Origin of the sequence: Neisseria sp., assembly GCF_030527965.1 — a bacterium.
In the GTDB taxonomy this organism is placed as follows: Bacteria; Pseudomonadota; Gammaproteobacteria; order Burkholderiales; family Neisseriaceae; genus Neisseria.
Window position 1 is genome coordinate 15,907 of record NZ_JAUMZU010000017.1, and the last position, 19,139, is coordinate 35,045.

Consider the following 19,139-nt stretch of genomic DNA (forward strand, 5'->3'; position numbering starts at 1 on the left):
ATGAACCAAGAACACGATCAAGACATCCGTTTAAGCTTCCAAGAAATCGTACATGCCTGTGATAACGACACAGAATGGCTCGTCAGCATCATAGAAGAAGAAGTTGTCAGCATCAGCGGCAACCCGCATGAAACCAGTTTTAGCGGCTTCCAATTGGCGCGCATCCGCCGCGCCCGCCGCATCAGCCGCGACTTCAACGCCAGCGCCGCTGCGACTGCGCTAATTCTCGATTTGCTCGACGAATTGGAAGATTTGCGCAAAGGCTAAAAATGAAGGAAACGAATATACCGGCCAATGGTATATCTGATTAAATAATACTGTTTGTTAAGAAGATGCCTGTCTGAAAGTTTGTTCAGACAGGCATCTTATTTTTACTAAAGAACACAGTGATGTTAAAGCTATCGAAAATAATAAAGAAATGCTGAAGGCTGCCTGAAAATTTTCAGACAGCCTTTGTTTATCCGATTTACGCTATAATTCACTCTTCAATTCTTTAGTTTTTTCAAAGCACAAACCATGACCCAACGTAAAATCCTCGTTACATCCGCCCTACCCTATGCCAACGGCAGCATCCACCTCGGCCATATGGTCGAGCATATCCAAACCGATATCTGGGTGCGCTTTCAAAAACTACGCGGCCACCAGTGTCATTACTGTTGCGCCGACGATACCCACGGTACACCGATTATGCTGGCGGCGCAGAAGCAAAACCTGTCGCCTGAAAATTTGATTGAGAAAGTACATGCCGAACATTTGGCCGACTTTACCGGCTTCCTTATCGGCTACGATAATTATTACAGCACGCACTCACCCGAAAACAAACAGCTTTCCGAGCAAATCTATCTGGCCTTAAAAGCCAATGGAAAAATCGAAAGCCGCACCATCGAGCAACTTTTCGACCCCGAAAAACAAATGTTTCTGCCCGACCGCTTTGTTAAAGGCGAATGCCCCAAATGCCACGCGGCCGACCAATACGGCGACAACTGTGAAGTATGCGGCACCACCTACGCTCCCACGGAGCTGATTAAGCCCTATTCCGCCGTATCCGGCGCCACTCCGGTGTTAAAAACGTCCGAACACTTCTTTTTCAAACTGGGCGAATGTGCGGATTACCTCAAAAACTGGACGTCCGGCCATACCAAACTGGCCGACGGCCGCATTCAAAGCCATCTTCAACCCGAAGCGCTTAACAAAATGAATGAATGGCTGGGCAACGGCGACAACGGCGAAACCACCCTGTCTGACTGGGATATCTCGCGCGACGCCCCTTATTTCGGCTTTGAAATTCCCGGAGAAGCCAATAAATACTTCTATGTCTGGCTCGATGCGCCGGTGGGTTACATGGCCTCGTTTAAAAACCTGTGCAGCCGCATCGGGTTGGATTACAACGAATACTTCAAATCAGGCAGCGAAACCGAGATGTATCACTTTATCGGCAAAGACATCTTATATTTCCATGCCCTATTCTGGCCTGCCATGCTCCAATTCTCCGGCCACCGAGCACCCACCGGCATATTCGCCCACGGCTTTTTGACCGTTAACGGCCAGAAAATGTCTAAATCACGCGGCACTTTCATCACAGCCCGCTCATATCTGGACAGCGGCCTGAACCCCGAATGGATGCGCTATTACATCGCCGCCAAACTCAACAGCAAAATCGAAGACATCGATTTGAATTTGCAAGATTTCATTTCCCGCGTCAACAGCGATTTGGTCGGCAAATACGTGAATATCGCCGCCCGTGCCGCCGGTTTTATTACCAAACGGTTCAAAGGCTGTCTGAAAAACGTTTCCAACAGCCCATTGTTGGCGAAACTGGCCGCAGAAAGCGAAGCCGTTGCCGCCGATTACGAAACGCGCGAATACGCCAAAGCCTTGCGCGACATCATGGCGCTGGCCGATACGGTAAACGAATACGTCGATGCCAACAAACCTTGGGAACTAGCCAAACAAGAAGGGCAAGACGAACGCCTGCACGAGGTTTGCAGCGAGCTTATCAACGCCTTCGCCATGCTAACAGCCTATCTTGCTCCCGTTTTACCTGAAACGGCACGCAGCGCCGCCGCATTCCTCAACCTACCCACCATCAACTGGGAAAACACCCGCCGCCCATTAGGCGATCACACCATCAACCCGTACCAACATTTAATGCAACGAGTGGAGCAAAAACAAGTGGAAGACTTAATCGAAGCCAACAAACAAAGCATTGCCGCCGCACCTGCCGCTGCCGAAACCGCAACACACACGCCGGTAGCCGAACAATGCGCTTTTGATGATTTTATGAAAATCGATATGCGCGTCGCTAAAGTATTAAGTTGCGAAGCAGTGGAAGGCAGCACCAAACTATTGAAATTCTCGCTGGATTTCGGTTTTGAGCAGCGAACCATTTTCTCAGGTATCGCCGCTTCCTACCCCAATCCGGCCGAACTAAACGGCCGCATGGTTATTGCCGTTGCCAACTTTGCACCGCGCAAAATGGCCAAATTCGGCACTTCCGAAGGCATGATACTGAGTGCCGCCACCGCAGACGGCAAACTCAAATTGCTGGATGTCGATTCAGGCGCGCAGCCGGGCGATAAAGTCGGCTAAACCAAGCCTGTCTGAAACACAAACTGCACCCGTCAGATTGAGCATATTTGCTCTTTCTGAGTGGGTGCAGTTTTTTCATATAAGGCAGCATAGCAAGCACGCTTAAACGCAAACCAAGAGCCTCGGTCGTATACTTTTTAAGGTAGTTAAGCCGGATACACCAAAATGGAATGATTTGCGCCGGATTCGTCTGGTAGGGATTATTGCGCATTTAAAAATTAATCGGATTCGATTTCCCCGAAACAAAGAGCAGGTCGGAATAATATATTCCGACCTGCTCTTTGTTTTAATCTGGTGGAGGTAAGCGGGATCGAACCGCTGACCTCTTGCATGCCATGCAAGCGCTCTACCAACTGAGCTATACCCCCTTGAATGGTGGCGAATCAGGGACTCGAACCCCGGACACAAGGATTATGATTCCTCTGCTCTAACCGACTGAGCTAATTCGCCTTGTTTGAGACCGCGTAATTTATCGGTTTGCCCGGCATTTGTCAAACAATATTTGATTGAAATTTTTCTATATTTTGATTTTATTGAAAATAATGCCTGTCTGAAAACCATTTTTCAGACAGGCATATCAATATCACATCACAATTTGTGGCAAATATCACCGTAAGTAAAACCCGCCCAATCCACTTCGATTTGCTTGCCGAAAGCAATCACTTTGAATAACTCGCCCATTTCATGCTGCGCAGTAAGCTGCTGCAAAGCGGCCGCTTCTCGAACGTATTCCGGCGAGCCGGTGTGCTCGGGCGAAAATTGCTCGGCCAAAAGCTCGGTAATACCTAAATTCAATAAAAACGCCGCTTGGTTGGCATAACCGATTAAATCCAAACCCACCTCGGTACCTGCTTGGGCAATATCGGTGAAATTAACGTGGGCGGTCAAATCGGCCAGTCCTATCTGAAAAAACGGATCGTGCACGGTATGGTGCCGGTAATGGCCGATGAGTGTGCCGTCGCTGCGTTGCGGATGGTAATACTGAGCCGCATCAAAACCATAGTCGATCAGAATCACAGCACCGCGCTCCAGCTTTTGCCCGAGCGTGCGAACAAAACCGTGCTGCTCTGGATGCAGTTCGCTGGTATACCCTTCTTGCGGCGGAATATATTGCATAGCGGCTTGCAACAGACTCTCATCTCTTAACACACGGGGTTCCAAAACAAAATGCCTGTCTGAAACAGCAACACCTATCCGCTGATACTGCTGGCTGCTGTAGGCAACTCGTTCGCAAGGCATGGCATCCAGCACTTCATTGCCTATAACAACACCATCCAAAACTTCCGGCAAAGTCTCGAGATGGACGACCTTGTGAACATATTGCGGCACCCGACTGGCTAAGCACGCTCGCTGGCGATCTGCCAATTCAGGAGAGAGCTCGATAATGTAATAAAACTGAATTTCAGGGCAGCTTGCCAGCAAAGACGCAGCCAAATCGCCCGTTCCCGCGCCAAATTCGTAAACATTGCCCGCAGTTTGCGGCAGCAAGCGGGAGAACTGCCTAGCCAAAGCACGGCCGAACAACGGAGTCAACATCGGCGCGGTAACAAAATCGCCGGCCGCACCGATTTTATGAGAGCCCCCCGTGTAATAGCCATATTGCGGCGCGTAAAGCGCCAGCGTCATAAAACGGGAAAACGGAATCCAACCGCCGCTATCATCAATTTCTTGGCGAATAAGGCTTTGCAGCTTCTCACTGGAAACCAGAGCTTCGGCAGAAGGAGACGGAAGTGTTGTTTTCATAATGTTAAAATATGTAAAAAAATAAAGTTGTTTTCTTTATTATACCGCGCATCGCATCATCGCATGCAAATGCTTCAACGGTGGGCTTTCAAACCCATTTCCTGCCTATGTGCCCATGTCTATTGGGTTTTTCGGCAAAACAAGGGGTGTAAGAATAAGCATAATCTTAGTAATTCAAGGTAAGTGCTTGTGCAAACGGTTGTTTTCTAAGACAGCATGCGTTTGACCTTAAAAGGATTTTTTTTTATAGTGTGCAAATGTGGGGCAGGATGTATTAAAGTGTGCCTAAATCCCAAATCTTAAACAATACCACTTTGGAGTAACAAATTTTGTTTGGCGGCGTTCATGAATTAAGCATAGACAGCAAAGGACGGTTGGCAATTCCTGCCAAGTTCCGTGAGCGTCTGCTGCGCCGCTATACACCTTCTGTTGTGGCCACATTGGATTCGCGCCTCCGCATACTGATTTATCCGGAAAGCGTATGGGAAGGTGTTGCAAACCAGCTTCTGGCTTTGCCCGTCGCAGGAAAGCCGGTTTTACAGCGCTACCAAAATCTGCTTTTACACAATGCGGACACTCTGGAATTGGATGCTGCCGGACGTATTCTTCTCCCTGCAAATCTGCGCAAGCGCGTTGATTTCGATAAGGAAGTGACTTTGGTCGGCCGTGCCAACCGCCTTGAGCTATGGGGCAGAGCACATTGGGAAGCTGAAATGGATCAGGCTTTGGATGCCGATCCTGAAGATTTGGAAATGGAATTGGCTCAAACGGAACTGCAATTATGACCAGCCCGTCAACAGGGCGGCACATTACCGTATTGTTAAACGAAGCGGTAGATGCATTGCTCATACGTTCGGACGGAATCTATGTAGACGGCACATTCGGTCGGGGCGGGCACTCCCGCTTGATTTTATCCAAACTCGGCGCAAACGGTCGCCTGATTGTGTTCGACAAAGACCCGCAAGCCATTGCAGCGGCCCGTGATTTAGCCCTGCAGGATAACCGCCTAAGTGTCATACACAACGGTTTCGCTTCATTCCACGCCAGCCTAAAAGAGCTGGGTATAACAGGAATAGACGGCGCTTTGTTTGATTTAGGTATTTCCTCGCCTCAGATTGACGATGCGTCACGCGGCTTCAGCTTCCGCTTCGATGCCCCGCTGGATATGCGGATGGATACCACACGCGGCCTGTCGGCGGCTCAATGGCTGGCCGGCGCCGATGAAAACGAAATTCATGAGGTGATTAAGAATTATGGTGAAGAGCGGTTTAGTCGCCAGATTGCGCGCGCCATTGTTTCGCAACGCGAAGAACAACCCGTTGATACAACCGGCAAGCTGGCGAAGCTCGTGGCACAAACCGTCCGTACTCGTGAACGCGGTCAAGATCCGGCGACGCGGACGTTCCAAGCCATTCGGATTTTCATCAACCGTGAGCTTGAAGAAATAGAAGCGGTGTTGCCGCAGGCGGTAATGCAGCTGAACAAAGGCGGCAGGCTGGCCGTGATTGCTTTCCATTCCTTGGAAGACCGTATTGTTAAACAGTTTATCAAACAGCATTCAACCCACGCCCCACTGCCCAAATGGGCTGCGATTCGCGAAGCTGATTTGCCTCTTCCACCGCTAAAAGCAATAGGCAAAGCCATCAAGCCTTCGAAAGAGGAAATCGAATCGAACCCGCGCTCAAGGTCGGCGGTTTTACGGATAGCGGAGCGGACAGGCGGCATTTTTAGCCAGTCGGACAACCTATAAAGCAGTCAGCTTCGGTTTAGCCGAATGCCTGTCTGAAAAAAGATATGAATAAGTTGAACATATTGTTGTTGTTGCTTGCTTTGGTATCGGGCTTATCTGTAGTAGCCGTACAAAACCAGTCGCGCCAGTATTTTATCGCGCTGGATAAAGCGCAAAAAAACAAAGTAACGTTGGATCAGGAATATGCCCGCCTGAAATTCGAGCAGGCGAAACTATCCAATCACAAGCTGATTAAGGCAGCTGCGCAGAATCAAAACCTGCGGCCGCCCGAATCAGGGGATACCCAAATTGTAGAAGTGAAATAATTTAGCAGTTAAAGAGAACCGTTGCATGTTAATCAAAAACGAATATAAACCCAAAATGCTGGCCAAACAGCCCAATGCGCCCAAAACAATCGGCACAAACGGGCGGATTTTGTTTGTGCTCGGCGGTTTGGCAGTGGCATTCTCCGCCTTAGTCGGCCGGGGAATCTACCTGCAAACCAGCGAACATGCTTTTTTAAAAGATCAAGGGGATCGTCGGTTTGTGCGCACGGTGGCGTTAAACGCCTCGCGTGGTACGATTTCTGACCGCAACGGCGCCACACTTGCTTTAAGCGCGCCCACCGAATCGCTGTATGCCATACCTTCCGCAATGGACGAAATGCCCAGCCAAGCTCAGATGGCCAAACTAGCGCGTCTTCTCGGCATGAGCGAAAGCGAAGTTGAAGCAAAACTGGCGAAAAAAGACAAAGATTTCGTATACATCAAGCGCCAATTGCCGCACGAAACGGCCAAGCAGATTGAAGCATTGGGCATCAAAGGCTTTGCCTTTCAGAAAGAATCCAAACGGCAATATCCGATGGGCAACCTTTTCGCCCATGTTATCGGTTTTACCAATATTGACGGCAAAGGTCAGGAAGGGCTCGAGCTTTCCCGTGAAGATGAACTGCGCGGCATCAACGGCGCAAAAGTGGTTTTGCGAGACAACAAAGGCAATATCGTCGACAGTTTGGCTTCTCCGCGCAACAGCGAACCGAAAAACGGCAACGACATCGTCTTATCCCTCGACCAACGCATCCAAACCCTCGCATACGACGAACTGAACAAAGCCGTTGCATATCACCATGCCAAAGCCGGCAGTGCCGTTGTTTTGGATGCCAAAACCGGTGAAATTTTGGCTTTGGTTAACAGCCCTGCCTATGATCCCAACCAACCGGCCCAAGCCGGCAGCGAACAGCGCCGCAACCGTGCCGTGACTGACATGCTGGAACCGGGCTCCGCTATGAAACCGTTCCCGATTGCCAAAGCCATTGATGCAGGAAAAGTAAACGAAAACTCCTCATTCGATACCCGCCCGTATGCCATCAATGGCAACATCGTGCGCGATACCCATGTGTATCCTACATTAAATCTGCGCGGCATTATGCAAAAATCTTCCAACGTCGGCACCAGCAAACTGTCTGCCATGTTCGGCGCACAAGAAATGTATGACTTTTATAGCAGCGCGGGCATCGGTAAACGCATGCATTCTGGTTTCCCGGGAGAAACCGCAGGCATTCTGCATAACTGGAAACGCTGGCAGCCTTTCAGCCAGGCAACCATGTCTTTTGGCTACGGCTTGCAAGTCAGCCTATTGCAACTGGCGCGCGCCTATACCATCTTTACTGCAGACGGCCGCCTGCTACCGGTTAATTTTGAAAAACAACTGACTGTACCCAAAGGGGAGCAAGTCATCAAACCGGAAACCGCACGCACCATACGCAGAATCATGGTCTCCGTAACCGAACCGGGCGGCACTGGCGTAGCCGGCGCGGTAGAAGGATATAATGTTGCGGCAAAAACCGGTACGGCACGCAAACTGGTCAACGGCCGTTATGCGGATGATAAACATATGGCTACCTTCGTCGGCTTTGCTCCCGCTGAAAACCCGCGTGTCATCGTAGCAGTAAACGTAGATGAACCGAGCAAAAACGGCTACTACGGCGGCACGGTTGCAGGCCCTGTATTCAAAGGCATTATGTCGGGCAGTCTGAACATTCTGGGTGTGGCGCCGACCAAACAGCTAACCAATACAACCACCATCCACGTGGCCCAAAAATCAAATTGAAACATATGATTTAAACAGATAAGAGAAGTATTCAATATGTTCAGCGACCTTATTCCTCCAGCTGAAACCAACCTGCCGTCCCTGCTGTGCGAAAACGCAGCAGGGCGTTTGTTGCATTCGGACAGCCGTAAAATCCAACCCGGTGATATCTTCATCGCCTGCCAAGGCGAGTATGTTGACGGCCGAGCTTACATTCCCGCTGCGATTGCCAACGGCGCGTCTTTCGTATTTTGGGATGATGACGGTCAATTTACATGGAACCCCGAGTGGAACATAGCCAATCAAGGCATCAAAGATTTGAAATTCTGCGCCGGCATAGTGGCGGCACAAGTGTACGGCAATGTTTCAGACAGGCATTCCAATGATTTGACCATATGGGGCGTAACCGGCACCAACGGCAAAACCTCGATTACACAATGGCTGGCACAAGCCGCAGATATTTTAGAGCATCCCACCTCCTGTGCCATTATCGGCACCGTCGGCAACGGTTTCTGGGGAAATTTGCAGGAAGCCACTCATACCACGCCCGATCCCGTTGCCGTACAAACTCTACTGCATCAGTTCAAACAACAGGGCGCATCAGCCGTTGCCATGGAAGTATCCAGTCACGGGTTGGATCAATTCAGAGTTAACGGCGTAGCGTTTCAAACTGCCGTCTTAACCAATCTGACCCGCGATCATCTCGATTATCACGGCACCATGGAAGCGTATGGCGCCATCAAATCCCGCTTGTTTTATTGGCAAGGTTTGCAACATGCCATCATCAATGCCGACGACCAATACGGCTTGGAACTAATAGGTCGTCTGAAAAAAGACTGCCCTCAACTCGCAGTATACGGCTATGGTTTTAACGAGCAGGCTGATATACGGATTACTCATTTCGCAGCTTCCTCAAACGGCATGGAGATCACGCTCCACACATCTTGGGGAAGCGGACAATGCACAACCCGCCTATTGGGTCGGTTTAACGCGCAAAACCTGGCCGCTTGTGTTGGCGTATTGTGTACCAGCGGCTATCCGCTCGAACAGGTTTTAAACGCTTTGACTCAAATCAAACCGGCCACCGGTCGCATGGATTGCATCATGAATCCGGGCAAACCGTTGATTGTCATCGATTACGCCCACACGCCCGACGCGCTTGAGAAAGCGCTCGCCACCTTGCGCGAAATCAAGCCTCAAAACGCCAACCTCTGGTGCGTATTCGGCTGCGGCGGCAACCGTGATAAAGGCAAACGCCCGCTTATGGGGGCGGCTGCCGTACGCAACTCAGATAAAGTTATCGTGACCAGCGACAACCCGCGCATGGAAGACCCTCTCGATATCATTAACGACATTCTGCCCGCCGTACCGTCACCAGAACACGTTGAGGCCGACCGCCGCGCAGCCATCGAGTACGCGATACGACACGCCGCCAGCGACGACATTATTCTGATTGCCGGCAAAGGCCATGAAACATATCAAGACATACAGGGCATAAAACATCATTTTTCGGATTTTGAAGTAGCCGAGGAGGTTTTATTGCAAAGATAAATAGCTTTTCACTCAGAATCAAAATTAGTTAATCTCCGTCTGAGATAAATGGCTTAGACCAATCTTTGATATTCATTAATAACAGTAAAGCTTTAATTCTAATTTCATCAAAAATTATGAGAAAAAAAGATGTCCAAACAATTAAAACCGTGGCTTGATTTTCAAGATCAGGTCAAACTTTTACAACGCAGAGGAATGACAATCGAGGATGCCGAACGTGCAGAAAAATATTTACGCCGTATCGGTTACTACCGTTTAAGTGGATATTTCCACGTTTTACGACAATGGGACCAAGGGCAACAGGTCTTGTTAGACCAATTTATATGTGGAAGTGATTTTGAAATCGTATTATCACTTTATCTATTTGATAAAAAACTACGTTTTTTAGCTTTAGACGCATTAGAACGGATTGAAACTGCGGTTCGAGTGGATATTGTGCATATCTTAGGGAAACGTGATCCAATGGCACATACGAAACCTAATCTTTTTCATGGTAACTTTGCAAAGAAAGTGAATCCAATAGATGGTAAAACCGAACATAACAAATGGCTAGAAAAATTCAATATTTTGGAACAACGAGCTAAAAAGAGAAATTTACCGTTAGTAAAACACAATATAGATACATATGGGATGCTACCTATTTGGGCTGCAAGCTGTCTATGGGATTTCGGCCTAATGTCTTGGCTCTTTAAAGGTTTAAAACACAATGATAAAGATAATATTGCGAAAAAATATGGCGCTGTGAATGGAAATACCTTTTCCAAATGGTTAAATAGTTTGAATGAAATTCGGAATATCGCAGCACATCATGATCGGCTGTGGAATATAAGCGTATCCCGTACATCCACACCAATAAGCCAAGATCAATACTGGGCAAGACTTGATCATACAAAACCATTTTTCTATTTTTGTATCATGCAGCAAATGATGAAAGCACTATGTCCTAATTCAGGATGGGCTTCACGGTTTGAGAGTTTGTTGGCTGAATTCCCTCAAGACAACCACAATAGTAAAGTTAGTTTAAAGAGATTCGGACTAATTACAGAACTAAGTAAATATGATCAAAACGGGGATTTTACGAAATGGGATCTTAAGCAATGGGATTTATGGAAAAGATAAAAACTACTGCGTACACAGTTAATGTGCAGAGGCAGTAGTCATGTCACTCAGAATATTACGCATAAATTTTGTGAAAATCAACCAAAATTTTTAGGCAGGCAGATTTAAAACTATGGTTGTCTAGAAAAGAAAACAAATATCAATCATGAAACTTTTAGATTTAAACTTTATCTGCCAAACCCTCGGCTTATCGCTTCCACTCGAAAACCGTGATGTGGCGCGCATTGTTACCGACAGCCGTGATATACGGCCGGGCGACGTATTCTTTGCCTTGGTTGGAGAACGCTTTGATGCGCATGATTTTGTCGCGGAAGTATTGGCAAAAGGTGCGCTGGCAGCCGTAGTATCGCGCGAAGATTGTGCGGCGTTGCCAGGCGCATTGGCGGTAAACGATACATTACAGGCTCTGCAAACGCTGGCGAAAGCATGGCGCTCGCATCGAAATCCGTTTGTTTTCGGTATTACCGGTTCCAGCGGGAAAACGACGGTCAAAGAAATGTTGGCGGCGGTGCTGCGGCACAATTTCGGCCATGATGCGGTACTGGCTACGGCCGGCAATTTTAACAACCATATCGGTTTGCCGCTGACGCTATTGAAGCTGAATGCTCAACACCGTTATGCCGTGATTGAAATGGGCATGAACCATTTCGGCGAACTGGCTTTATTAACCCGCATTGCCCAACCTAATGTCGCTTTGGTTAACAATGCTTTGCGGGCGCATGTCGGTTGCGGGTTTAGCGGCATCAACGATATTGCCAAGGCCAAAAGCGAGATTTACCAAGGTTTGAATGCAAACGGTTTGGCGCTGATTCCGATTGAAGATGCCAATACGGCCACCTTTCAAACCGCTGCTCAAGGTCTGGAGCAGCAAACTTTCGGCATCAATCACGGCGATATTCATGCTGAAAACATCGTGCTCAAACCGCTTTCAAGCGAATTTGATTTGGTTTGCGGCAACGAGCGTGCGGCGGTTACACTGCCTGCTCCGGGCAAACATAATGTTTGCAATGCGGTGGCCGCCGCCGCTTTGGCGCAAGCAGCCGGATTGCGGCTGCAGCAGATTTCAGACGGCCTTTCCGGTTTTGCCAATATAAAAGGCCGCCTGCAAATCAAACGGGGCATCCGAAACGCCACGATTATTGATGACACGTACAATGCCAACCCCGACAGCATGAAAGTGGCCCTTGATGTATTGGCCCAACTGCCCGCGCCGCATGTGTTTGTAATGGGCGACATGGGCGAGCTCGGGGAAACCGAAGCGGCCGCCATGCACGCCGAGGTGGGCGCTTATGCGCGAGAAAAAGGCATTGAAGCCGCTTATTTTGTTGGCGAAAACAGCGTTGAAGCGGCGGAAACATTCGGTGCGACCGGTTTGTGGTTTGCCGATAAAGATCCACTGATTCAGGTGCTGAGCCATGATTTGCCGGAAAAGGCGAATGTCTTGATTAAAGGTTCGCGCTTTATGGCGATGGAGGAAGTGGTTGATTCCCTGATTGAGAAAGATGAAATGCCTGTCTGAAAATCAACCAAAGGGAAACCAGTAACCTCGGGATTCCTACAAAACAACCGTTTTAAATAACAAACACCAACCAAGAAGGAAGTATCAATGCTTTTATGGCTTGCCCACTTCAGCAGCTGGATTTCAGCGCTGAATGTTTTTCAATACACCACGTTTCGTGCGGTTATGGCTGCGCTGACCGCTCTGGTGTTCTCTCTGCTTTTAGGGCCGTGGACCATACGCAAACTTACTGAGCTGAAAGTCGGCCAAGCCGTACGCCACGACGGGCCGCAAACCCACTTGATTAAAACCGGCACGCCGACCATGGGTGGCTCGCTGATTCTCACCGCGATTACCGTATCGACACTGTTTTGGGGCAATCTGGCCAACCCGTATATCTGGATTCTGCTGGCCGTGATGCTGGCCACCGGCGCGCTGGGTTTTTATGACGACTGGCGCAAAGTGGTCTACAAAGACCCTAACGGCGTTTCGGCCAAGTTTAAAATGGTGTGGCAGTCTTCCGTGGCCATTATTGCCGGGCTGGCCTTATTCTATTTGGCCACCAATTCCGCCAACAACATCTTGATCGTGCCGTTCTTTAAACAAATCGCCCTGCCCTTGGGTGTGGTCGGTTTTATGGTATTGGCTTACCTAACCATCGTCGGCACTTCGAATGCCGTTAACCTTACCGACGGTCTCGACGGCTTGGCCGCCTTCCCCGTCGTACTGGTGGCGGGCGGGCTGGCGATTTTCGCCTATGTCGGCGGCCATGCCCAATTTGCACCCTATCTGCAATTGCCGCATGTACCGGGGGCAAACGAAGTGGTTATTTTCTGCACCGCCATGTGTGGCGCCTGTTTAGGCTTTTTATGGTTTAACGCGTATCCCGCCCAAGTATTTATGGGCGACGTCGGCGCGCTGGCGCTGGGCGCAGCTTTGGGCACGGTTGCCGTGATTATCCGTCAGGAATTCGTGTTGGTGATTATGGGCGGATTGTTTGTGGTAGAGGCCTTATCGGTCATGCTGCAGGTAGGCTGGTACAAACGCACGAAAAAACGCATTTTCCTGATGGCGCCGATTCACCACCATTACGAACAAAAAGGCTGGAAAGAAACGCAGGTGGTGGTGCGATTCTGGATTATTACCATTGTTTTGGTGTTAATTGGTTTGAGCACGCTGAAAATCCGTTGATAAGGTGCTGTGATGGTTGTTTCCGTTTAAGCAACCTGTACCTGTAGGGAAATCACTATGCAAATTACTGAAACTTTAGCGTTAGCAGATTTAACAGCCGTATTTTCTGCAGCGGTGGCCGCCACTGTGGCCGTTACCAGCTACAGAAGTACTCGTCATAGTGCCCGCCAAACTTTTGACAATTTTACGCTGCGCTTTATTGAAACAGAAAACGCCGATAATCGTTTGCATCAAGCTCGCTTATGGGTGGAGCACGCCTCAGAAGATCCGCAACAAGCGCTTGCTTTGTATGCCGATATCGGGCGCTTTTTTGAGTATCACGGGCAAGCCGAAGCCGTGCATATTTCGCGTGATGCCTCCGGCAACGTGCTGCATTACCATACCGACGGCAGTGAAGCCGCCTCGGTTTTGCTACAAAAATATCTATATGGCAAAGAACAGCTTGCCACTATAGTTGAAGCGCGTAATACCGCCGCCGAAGCCTTGCTGCACGGTCTTTTGGAAGAGCAAGCCTATCGGCTGATGCGCCGCCGCGCTTTTACCAACGATTATCACCGTTTGCACGATTTTCTTCTCGCCCGACAAAAAACGGACCCTACTTACGGCCAAGCGTTTTGCCAACTGATCACACGGTGGAACGAATCTGCTGCCTAAAAAAAATGCAGGATAAGGTAAAATGGGAAATCAGGCGGCTATGAACGCAGCATGGCATAAGGAATAAAAAATGAATTGGCAAAATCAGAAAATTTTAGTCGCCGGCTTAGGCGGCACGGGCGTTTCCATGATTGATTTTCTGCGGCGGCAAAATGCGCAAGTCGCTGCTTACGATGCCTGTCTGAAACCTGAACGCGAAGTCGAATTACAGCAGCGTTTCAGCGACTTGCCATGTTACAGCGGCAGTTTGAACGATGCGCTGGCGCACGGTTTCGACATGCTGGCGTTAAGCCCCGGCATCAGCGAACGGCAGCCTGAAATCGAAGCGTTCAAGCAAGCGGGCGGCTGCGTGCTGGGTGATATTGAAATCTTGGCCGATATTGTTAATCAACGCGGCGATAAAGTGATTGCTATCACCGGCAGCAACGGCAAAACCACCGTAACCAGCTTGGTCGGTTATCTTTGCCAACAATGCGGGCTGGATACCGTTATCGCCGGTAACATCGGTACGCCTGTTTTAGAAGCCGAATTGCAGCGCCAAGGCAAAAAAGCCGATGTATGGGTGTTGGAGCTTTCCAGCTTTCAACTTGAAAATACCGAAAGTCTGCGCCCAACTGCTTCCGTAGTGCTGAATATTTCGGAAGACCACCTCGACCGCTACGACGATTTGCTTGATTACGCCCATGTGAAAGACAAAATCTATCGGGGCGAAGGCGTGCAAGTGCTCAATGCGGATGACGTTTTATGTCGCGCCATGAAACGCAGCGGCCGCTGGATAAAATCATTTTCGCTGCAACAGCCTGCCGACTATTGGGCGGATACGCAAAATGCCTGTCTGAAAGCCGGCTCGGACGATTTGCTGGACGCTGCCGCCATTCCGCTGCAAGGCCTGCATAATGTGGCCAATGTATTGGCGGCGCTGGCTTTATGCGAGGCAATCGGTTTGCCGCGCGAAGAATTGTTGCAACATGTGCAAACCTTCAAAGGTCTGCCGCACCGGGTGGAAAAAATCGGCGAGAAAAACGGCATTGTTTTTATCGACGACAGCAAAGGCACCAATGTCGGCGCCACTGCAGCGGCGATTGCCGGTTTGCAAAGCCCGTTGTTTGTCATTTTGGGCGGCATGGGTAAAGGGCAGGACTTTACGCCGCTGCGCTCCGTGTTGCACGGCAAAGCCAAAGCGGTGTTGCTTATCGGCGTGGATGCGCCGCGAATCCGTCATGATTTATCAGAATGCGGCGTCGAATTAATTGACTGCGCCACGCTACCGGAAGCCGTGCAAACCGCCTATGGCCGTGCGCAAAGCGGCGACGCGGTTTTGCTTAGCCCCGCCTGCGCCAGCTTTGATATGTTTAAAGGCTATGCCCACCGCTCGGAAGTGTTTATCGAAGCGTTTGAGGCTTTGTAACGTTTTCAGACAGGCTTTTATCCTGAAATGCCTGTCTGAAAACGATGATGTGAAATAAATGAAACTGTTTTAATGATTACCGAATCCAAACTCCTTGACCGGAAAATCCTGAAAAAAGGCTACCGTTACGATCAGAATCTTATCTGGGTCGTGGTTTTGATGACCACGTTCAGCCTGATGATGATTTATTCGGCATCAATTGCCTATGCCAAACACGACGGCGGCACCGAATGGCATTATCTGGTACGCCAGTTGGTTTTTGTCGGCATCGGCTCGGTGCTGGCATGGGTTACGGCAACGCAAATTCCGATGCGTTTCTGGAAAAAACTGACTCCTGCACTATTGCTATTCAGCCTGTTGTTATTGCTGGCGGTGCTTTTCGGCCGTGAAGTCAACGGTGCCAAGCGCTGGATTGGCGTCGGGCCTTTCAATATCCAACCCTCGGAAGTATTCAAGCTCACCACCGTGCTGTATCTCGCCAGCTTCTTTACCCGCCGCTCGGAAATTCTGCGCGATTTGAAAAAAGTGTGGTATGTCGGCCTGCCGGTAGCGCTCGGCTTGTTTTTACTCATGCTGGAGCCCGATTTCGGTTCAACCGTGGTGGCCTCGGTCATTTTTCTCGGCTTGGTTTATCTGGCCGGATTGCCATTGCGCTGGTTCGGCGTGATTGTATCGGTCAGCATTATCGGCATGGGCGTGCTGATTATCGCCGCGCCTTACCGCATGGCTCGAATGACTTCATTTCTCGATCCGTTTCAAGACCCGATGGGAAAAGGCTACCAATTGGCCCACGCTCTGATGGCGATTGCGCGTGGCGAATGGTTCGGTGTCGGGTTGGGCGCGAGTTTGGAAAAGCGCTTTTATCTGCCGGAGGCGCATACTGATTTTATTTTAGCCGTTATCGCCGAAGAATTCGGCTTTTTCGGCATGCTGGCCTTAATCTGCTGCTATGGCTGGCTGGTGGTGCGCGCGTTTTCCATCGGCAAACAAGCGCGGGACTTAGAACTTTATTTCAGCGCGTTTGTTGCCAAAGGCATCGGCATCTGGCTGGGCATTCAGAGCTTTTTCAACATCGGCGTCAACATCGGCCTGTTGCCGACCAAAGGGCTGACGCTGCCTTTAATGTCTTACGGCGGCTCTGCGGTGATTGTCATGTTGGTGTGCATGGCGCTGCTGGTGCGGGTTGATTTCGAAAACCGGCGCAAAATGCGCGGCTACAAAATAGAAGGATAAACCTATGGGCGGAAAAACTTTTCTGGTAATGGCCGGCGGCACCGGCGGTCATATCTTCCCCGCTTTGGCGGTGGCGCAGTCGCTGCAACGCAAAGGGCATCGGGTTGTCTGGCTGGGCAGCGAAGGCGCCATGGAAACGCAAATTGTGCCGCAGCACCATATACCGTTAGAAACTTTAGCCATCAAAGGCGTGCGCGGCAACGGCCTCAAGCGCAAATTGGCTTTGCCATTCACTTTGATGAAAACGGTTGCGGCGGCCAAAGAAATCATTAAAAAGCACGAAATCAACTGTGTGATTGGTTTCGGCGGTTTTGTTACCTTTCCCGGCGGCCTCGCCGCCAAACTGCTCGGCATACCGTTAGTGATACACGAGCAAAATGCCGTGGCAGGTCTGGCCAACAAAGTGCTTTCGCGCTGGGCGCGACGCGTTTTATACGCATTTCCCAAATCGTTTGATGCGCCCGACGGCTTGGTCGGCAACCCGGTGCGCGCAGAAATCGCGGCGCTGCCCGATCCGCAAACGCGCTTTGCCAAGCGCAACTGCCGCTTAAAAGTGTTGGTGGTGGGCGGCAGCTTGGGTGCTCAGGTGTTAAACGATACCGTACCCGCCGCCATAGGCATGTTGCCGCCGGAACAACGACCGATTGTTTACCACCAATCAGGGCGCAACAAGCTGGCCGCCTTGCAAGCGGCATATGCCAAACACGGCGCGGAAGCGGAATGCCGCGAATTCATCGACGATATGGTTAAAGTTTACAGCCATGCCGATGTTGTGATTTGCCGCGCTGGCGCGCTAACGATTGCCGAATTGACCGCAGCCGGAGTCGGCGCATTACTGGTGCCCTACCCTTATGCGGTAGATGATCATCAAACCGCCAATGCCCGCTTTATGGTGAAGGCCGACGCCGGTTTGCTGCTGCCGCAAAACGAGCTGACCGCAGAAAAACTGGCCGATATCTTGAGCGGTTTAACGCGTGCACGATGTCTGACCTGGGCGGAAAACGCGCGTGCTTTAGCGCTGCCTCACAGCGCAGATGATGTGGCGGATATTGCGGCACAAGTGGCGAATTGATTTTATTCACAATCAGATACACCGTTCTTTAATGCGAAGGTACAATCAGGCCTTTAAAATGTTTCGAATAATCGAAAAAGCCTGTCTGAAACATTTCAGACAGGCTTTTCGATTCTTTTAACATGTTACGACAAGCTCATCCCGCGCGATTGGCTTTGCACCATTTGCCGATTCTGCTCTTCCTGCTCCGTTTGCTGAATGCGGTTGACACTCTCCTCCACCGGCATAGTTATCGCTCTATCTACCTCCATCGAGGCCGTTATCAAACCCGGATTACGCTCGCCAATCAAAAACTGCCTGTTCTTAAAATTAAACAAAGGAATATCACTCATACCCTTTTCATAGCCCAAAGCAGTCAGCGCCATTGCCGCATTGTTCAAACTCTCTTCGCTATAAGATTGATTGTTTTTCTGATAGAAGGCTTCCAGATGCGCCTTGCCCGAATGATAAATTCTTTGCGCATTTTCAGGCAGGCTTTCCAACGAAATCTGCTGCGCAGGCGCCGCTTGCGCCAGCGCGATGTCTTCTCCCGATATCCGTTGCGCTTCAGCATGAAGAACGGCTCTTATCTGCGTGGCATGCTTAATCCAGAGTTGTGCATCTTTACGATCCTGTTCGTCAACAGAACGTATATCGCCACGCTCGCCGTAAATGGGTATTTGGTAAGAAGTCTGCGGGCCTAAAAAGGGGCCATTATAACGACCATTTTTATCAACGCTGATTACACCATCTGTAAAATCCGAAACCATTCCATAAAGCGCTAAACTTTCCACAATCGCAGCCGCACCCTCACCTTTCGTTTCCATCAGTCTTTGCCAAGCCTGATCCTGTGATTGCTTGCCATAGCCGTATTTGCCGGCCAGCTTCATCGGCTCTTCCAGTGTCCAGTTTTCAATACGTAATCCGTGTTTTACAAAAACTTGCTCGTGAAACGTACGCGCTTGAAAAAATGTAACATCGGTGTTGGTCTGCCCTGTCTTCTCCATATTGGCTTCCAAGGCATCCAGATAGCCTCCCGCCATATCAACGCGAATCGAGTTCAGCTCGCTTTCGCTGAAATGCCTGCCTGAAGAATCCTGCATAAACAGAATCGCCGCCTCGCCGGTAGGCGTATTACCTTTTGGCCACGCCTTTAGCCCAGCCGGCATAGTTATAACCCTTATCCAGCAGCTCGCTGTAAACACGGATAACGCCTTCCACGCCATGTTGCCGGATATCCTCGCGATAACGGGCAAGGTCATTTTGTTTAATGATTTCAGGCATC

The 19,139-nt window shown here is 49.9% G+C and carries 17 protein-coding genes, 2 tRNA genes and 1 pseudogene; 14 read left to right on the top strand and 6 right to left on the bottom strand.

Annotated features, from left to right (window positions below; translation table 11 throughout):
• Complete coding sequence (locus tag Q4A84_RS08565) at window positions 1–267, top strand: chaperone modulator CbpM (protein WP_303088512.1); 267 nt, start codon at window positions 1–3, stop codon at window positions 265–267.
• A 246-nt stretch (window positions 268–513) separates the two neighbouring features.
• A pseudogene (gene metG / locus Q4A84_RS08570) lies at window positions 514–2,589 on the top strand (methionine--tRNA ligase); the annotation flags it as partial.
• Window positions 2,590–2,881: 292 nt separating this feature from the next.
• Here metG and Q4A84_RS08575 read toward each other — a convergent pair.
• The 3 genes from Q4A84_RS08575 to Q4A84_RS08585 form a co-directional block, all read right to left on the bottom strand.
• Window positions 2,882–2,957, bottom strand: a tRNA-Ala gene (locus tag Q4A84_RS08575).
• A gap of 5 nt (window positions 2,958–2,962) precedes the next feature.
• A tRNA-Met gene (locus tag Q4A84_RS08580) sits at window positions 2,963–3,039 on the bottom strand.
• Window positions 3,040–3,177: 138 nt separating this feature from the next.
• Window positions 3,178–4,332, bottom strand: coding sequence for a class I SAM-dependent methyltransferase (locus Q4A84_RS08585; protein WP_303088514.1), 1,155 nt, complete (start codon window positions 4,330–4,332; stop codon window positions 3,178–3,180).
• A gap of 329 nt (window positions 4,333–4,661) precedes the next feature.
• Between Q4A84_RS08585 and mraZ the strand changes: the two genes are divergently transcribed.
• The 11 genes from mraZ to ftsW all read left to right on the top strand — a co-directional run bounded on the left by mraZ (window position 4,662) and on the right by ftsW (window position 16,803).
• Complete coding sequence (mraZ, locus tag Q4A84_RS08590; RefSeq protein WP_303088515.1) at window positions 4,662–5,117, top strand: division/cell wall cluster transcriptional repressor MraZ; 456 nt, start codon at window positions 4,662–4,664, stop codon at window positions 5,115–5,117.
• Window positions 5,114–6,082, top strand: coding sequence for a 16S rRNA (cytosine(1402)-N(4))-methyltransferase RsmH (rsmH, locus tag Q4A84_RS08595; RefSeq protein WP_303088516.1), 969 nt, complete (start codon window positions 5,114–5,116; stop codon window positions 6,080–6,082). Before mraZ ends, rsmH begins: the two co-directional genes overlap by 4 nt.
• Before the next feature lie 44 nt (window positions 6,083–6,126).
• Window positions 6,127–6,387, top strand: a complete 261-nt coding sequence (gene ftsL, locus Q4A84_RS08600; protein WP_303088517.1) for a cell division protein FtsL — start codon at window positions 6,127–6,129, stop codon at window positions 6,385–6,387.
• A gap of 25 nt (window positions 6,388–6,412) precedes the next feature.
• Window positions 6,413–8,170, top strand: coding sequence for a penicillin-binding protein 2 (locus tag Q4A84_RS08605; RefSeq protein WP_303088518.1), 1,758 nt, complete (start codon window positions 6,413–6,415; stop codon window positions 8,168–8,170).
• A gap of 36 nt (window positions 8,171–8,206) precedes the next feature.
• Window positions 8,207–9,700 (top strand): UDP-N-acetylmuramoyl-L-alanyl-D-glutamate--2,6-diaminopimelate ligase, encoded by a 1,494-nt coding sequence (locus Q4A84_RS08610; RefSeq protein ID WP_303088519.1) that lies wholly within the window; start codon window positions 8,207–8,209, stop codon window positions 9,698–9,700.
• A gap of 129 nt (window positions 9,701–9,829) precedes the next feature.
• Window positions 9,830–10,819: an Abi family protein gene (locus tag Q4A84_RS08615; RefSeq protein ID WP_303088520.1), complete on the top strand. Its 990-nt coding sequence runs from the start codon at window positions 9,830–9,832 to the stop codon at window positions 10,817–10,819.
• A 145-nt stretch (window positions 10,820–10,964) separates the two neighbouring features.
• Window positions 10,965–12,338: a UDP-N-acetylmuramoyl-tripeptide--D-alanyl-D-alanine ligase gene (gene murF, locus Q4A84_RS08620; RefSeq protein WP_303088521.1), complete on the top strand. Its 1,374-nt coding sequence runs from the start codon at window positions 10,965–10,967 to the stop codon at window positions 12,336–12,338.
• 87 nt (window positions 12,339–12,425) lie between these two features.
• Entirely contained in the window at window positions 12,426–13,508 is a 1,083-nt protein-coding gene (gene mraY, locus Q4A84_RS08625) for a phospho-N-acetylmuramoyl-pentapeptide-transferase (protein ID WP_303088522.1), read from the top strand.
• 57 nt (window positions 13,509–13,565) lie between these two features.
• Window positions 13,566–14,162 carry a hypothetical protein gene (locus tag Q4A84_RS08630; protein WP_303088523.1) on the top strand — a complete coding sequence of 199 codons (597 nt, stop codon included), beginning with the start codon at window positions 13,566–13,568 and terminating at the stop codon, window positions 14,160–14,162.
• Window positions 14,163–14,232: 70 nt separating this feature from the next.
• Window positions 14,233–15,570: a UDP-N-acetylmuramoyl-L-alanine--D-glutamate ligase gene (gene murD, locus Q4A84_RS08635; RefSeq protein ID WP_303088524.1), complete on the top strand. Its 1,338-nt coding sequence runs from the start codon at window positions 14,233–14,235 to the stop codon at window positions 15,568–15,570.
• 72 nt (window positions 15,571–15,642) lie between these two features.
• Window positions 15,643–16,803 (top strand): putative lipid II flippase FtsW, encoded by a 1,161-nt coding sequence (ftsW, locus tag Q4A84_RS08640; RefSeq protein ID WP_303088525.1) that lies wholly within the window; start codon window positions 15,643–15,645, stop codon window positions 16,801–16,803.
• On the opposite strand, the gene Q4A84_RS11010 is transcribed toward ftsW, so the two are convergent.
• Window positions 16,721–16,903, bottom strand: a complete 183-nt coding sequence (locus Q4A84_RS11010; RefSeq protein WP_368389570.1) for a BTB/POZ domain-containing protein — start codon at window positions 16,901–16,903, stop codon at window positions 16,721–16,723. The two genes, ftsW and Q4A84_RS11010, sit on opposite strands and share 83 nt — an antisense overlap.
• Here Q4A84_RS11010 and murG point away from each other — a divergent pair.
• Complete coding sequence (murG, locus tag Q4A84_RS08645) at window positions 16,826–17,875, top strand: undecaprenyldiphospho-muramoylpentapeptide beta-N-acetylglucosaminyltransferase (protein ID WP_368389571.1); 1,050 nt, start codon at window positions 16,826–16,828, stop codon at window positions 17,873–17,875. The two genes, Q4A84_RS11010 and murG, sit on opposite strands and share 78 nt — an antisense overlap.
• 125 nt (window positions 17,876–18,000) lie before the next feature.
• On the opposite strand, the gene Q4A84_RS08650 is transcribed toward murG, so the two are convergent.
• Window positions 18,001–19,023: a hypothetical protein gene (locus Q4A84_RS08650; protein ID WP_303088527.1), complete on the bottom strand. Its 1,023-nt coding sequence runs from the start codon at window positions 19,021–19,023 to the stop codon at window positions 18,001–18,003.
• Window positions 18,989–19,138 (bottom strand): hypothetical protein, encoded by a 150-nt coding sequence (locus Q4A84_RS08655; RefSeq protein WP_303088528.1) that lies wholly within the window; start codon window positions 19,136–19,138, stop codon window positions 18,989–18,991. The genes Q4A84_RS08650 and Q4A84_RS08655 overlap by 35 nt, the downstream gene beginning before the upstream one ends.
• Window position 19,139 lies beyond the last annotated feature (1 nt).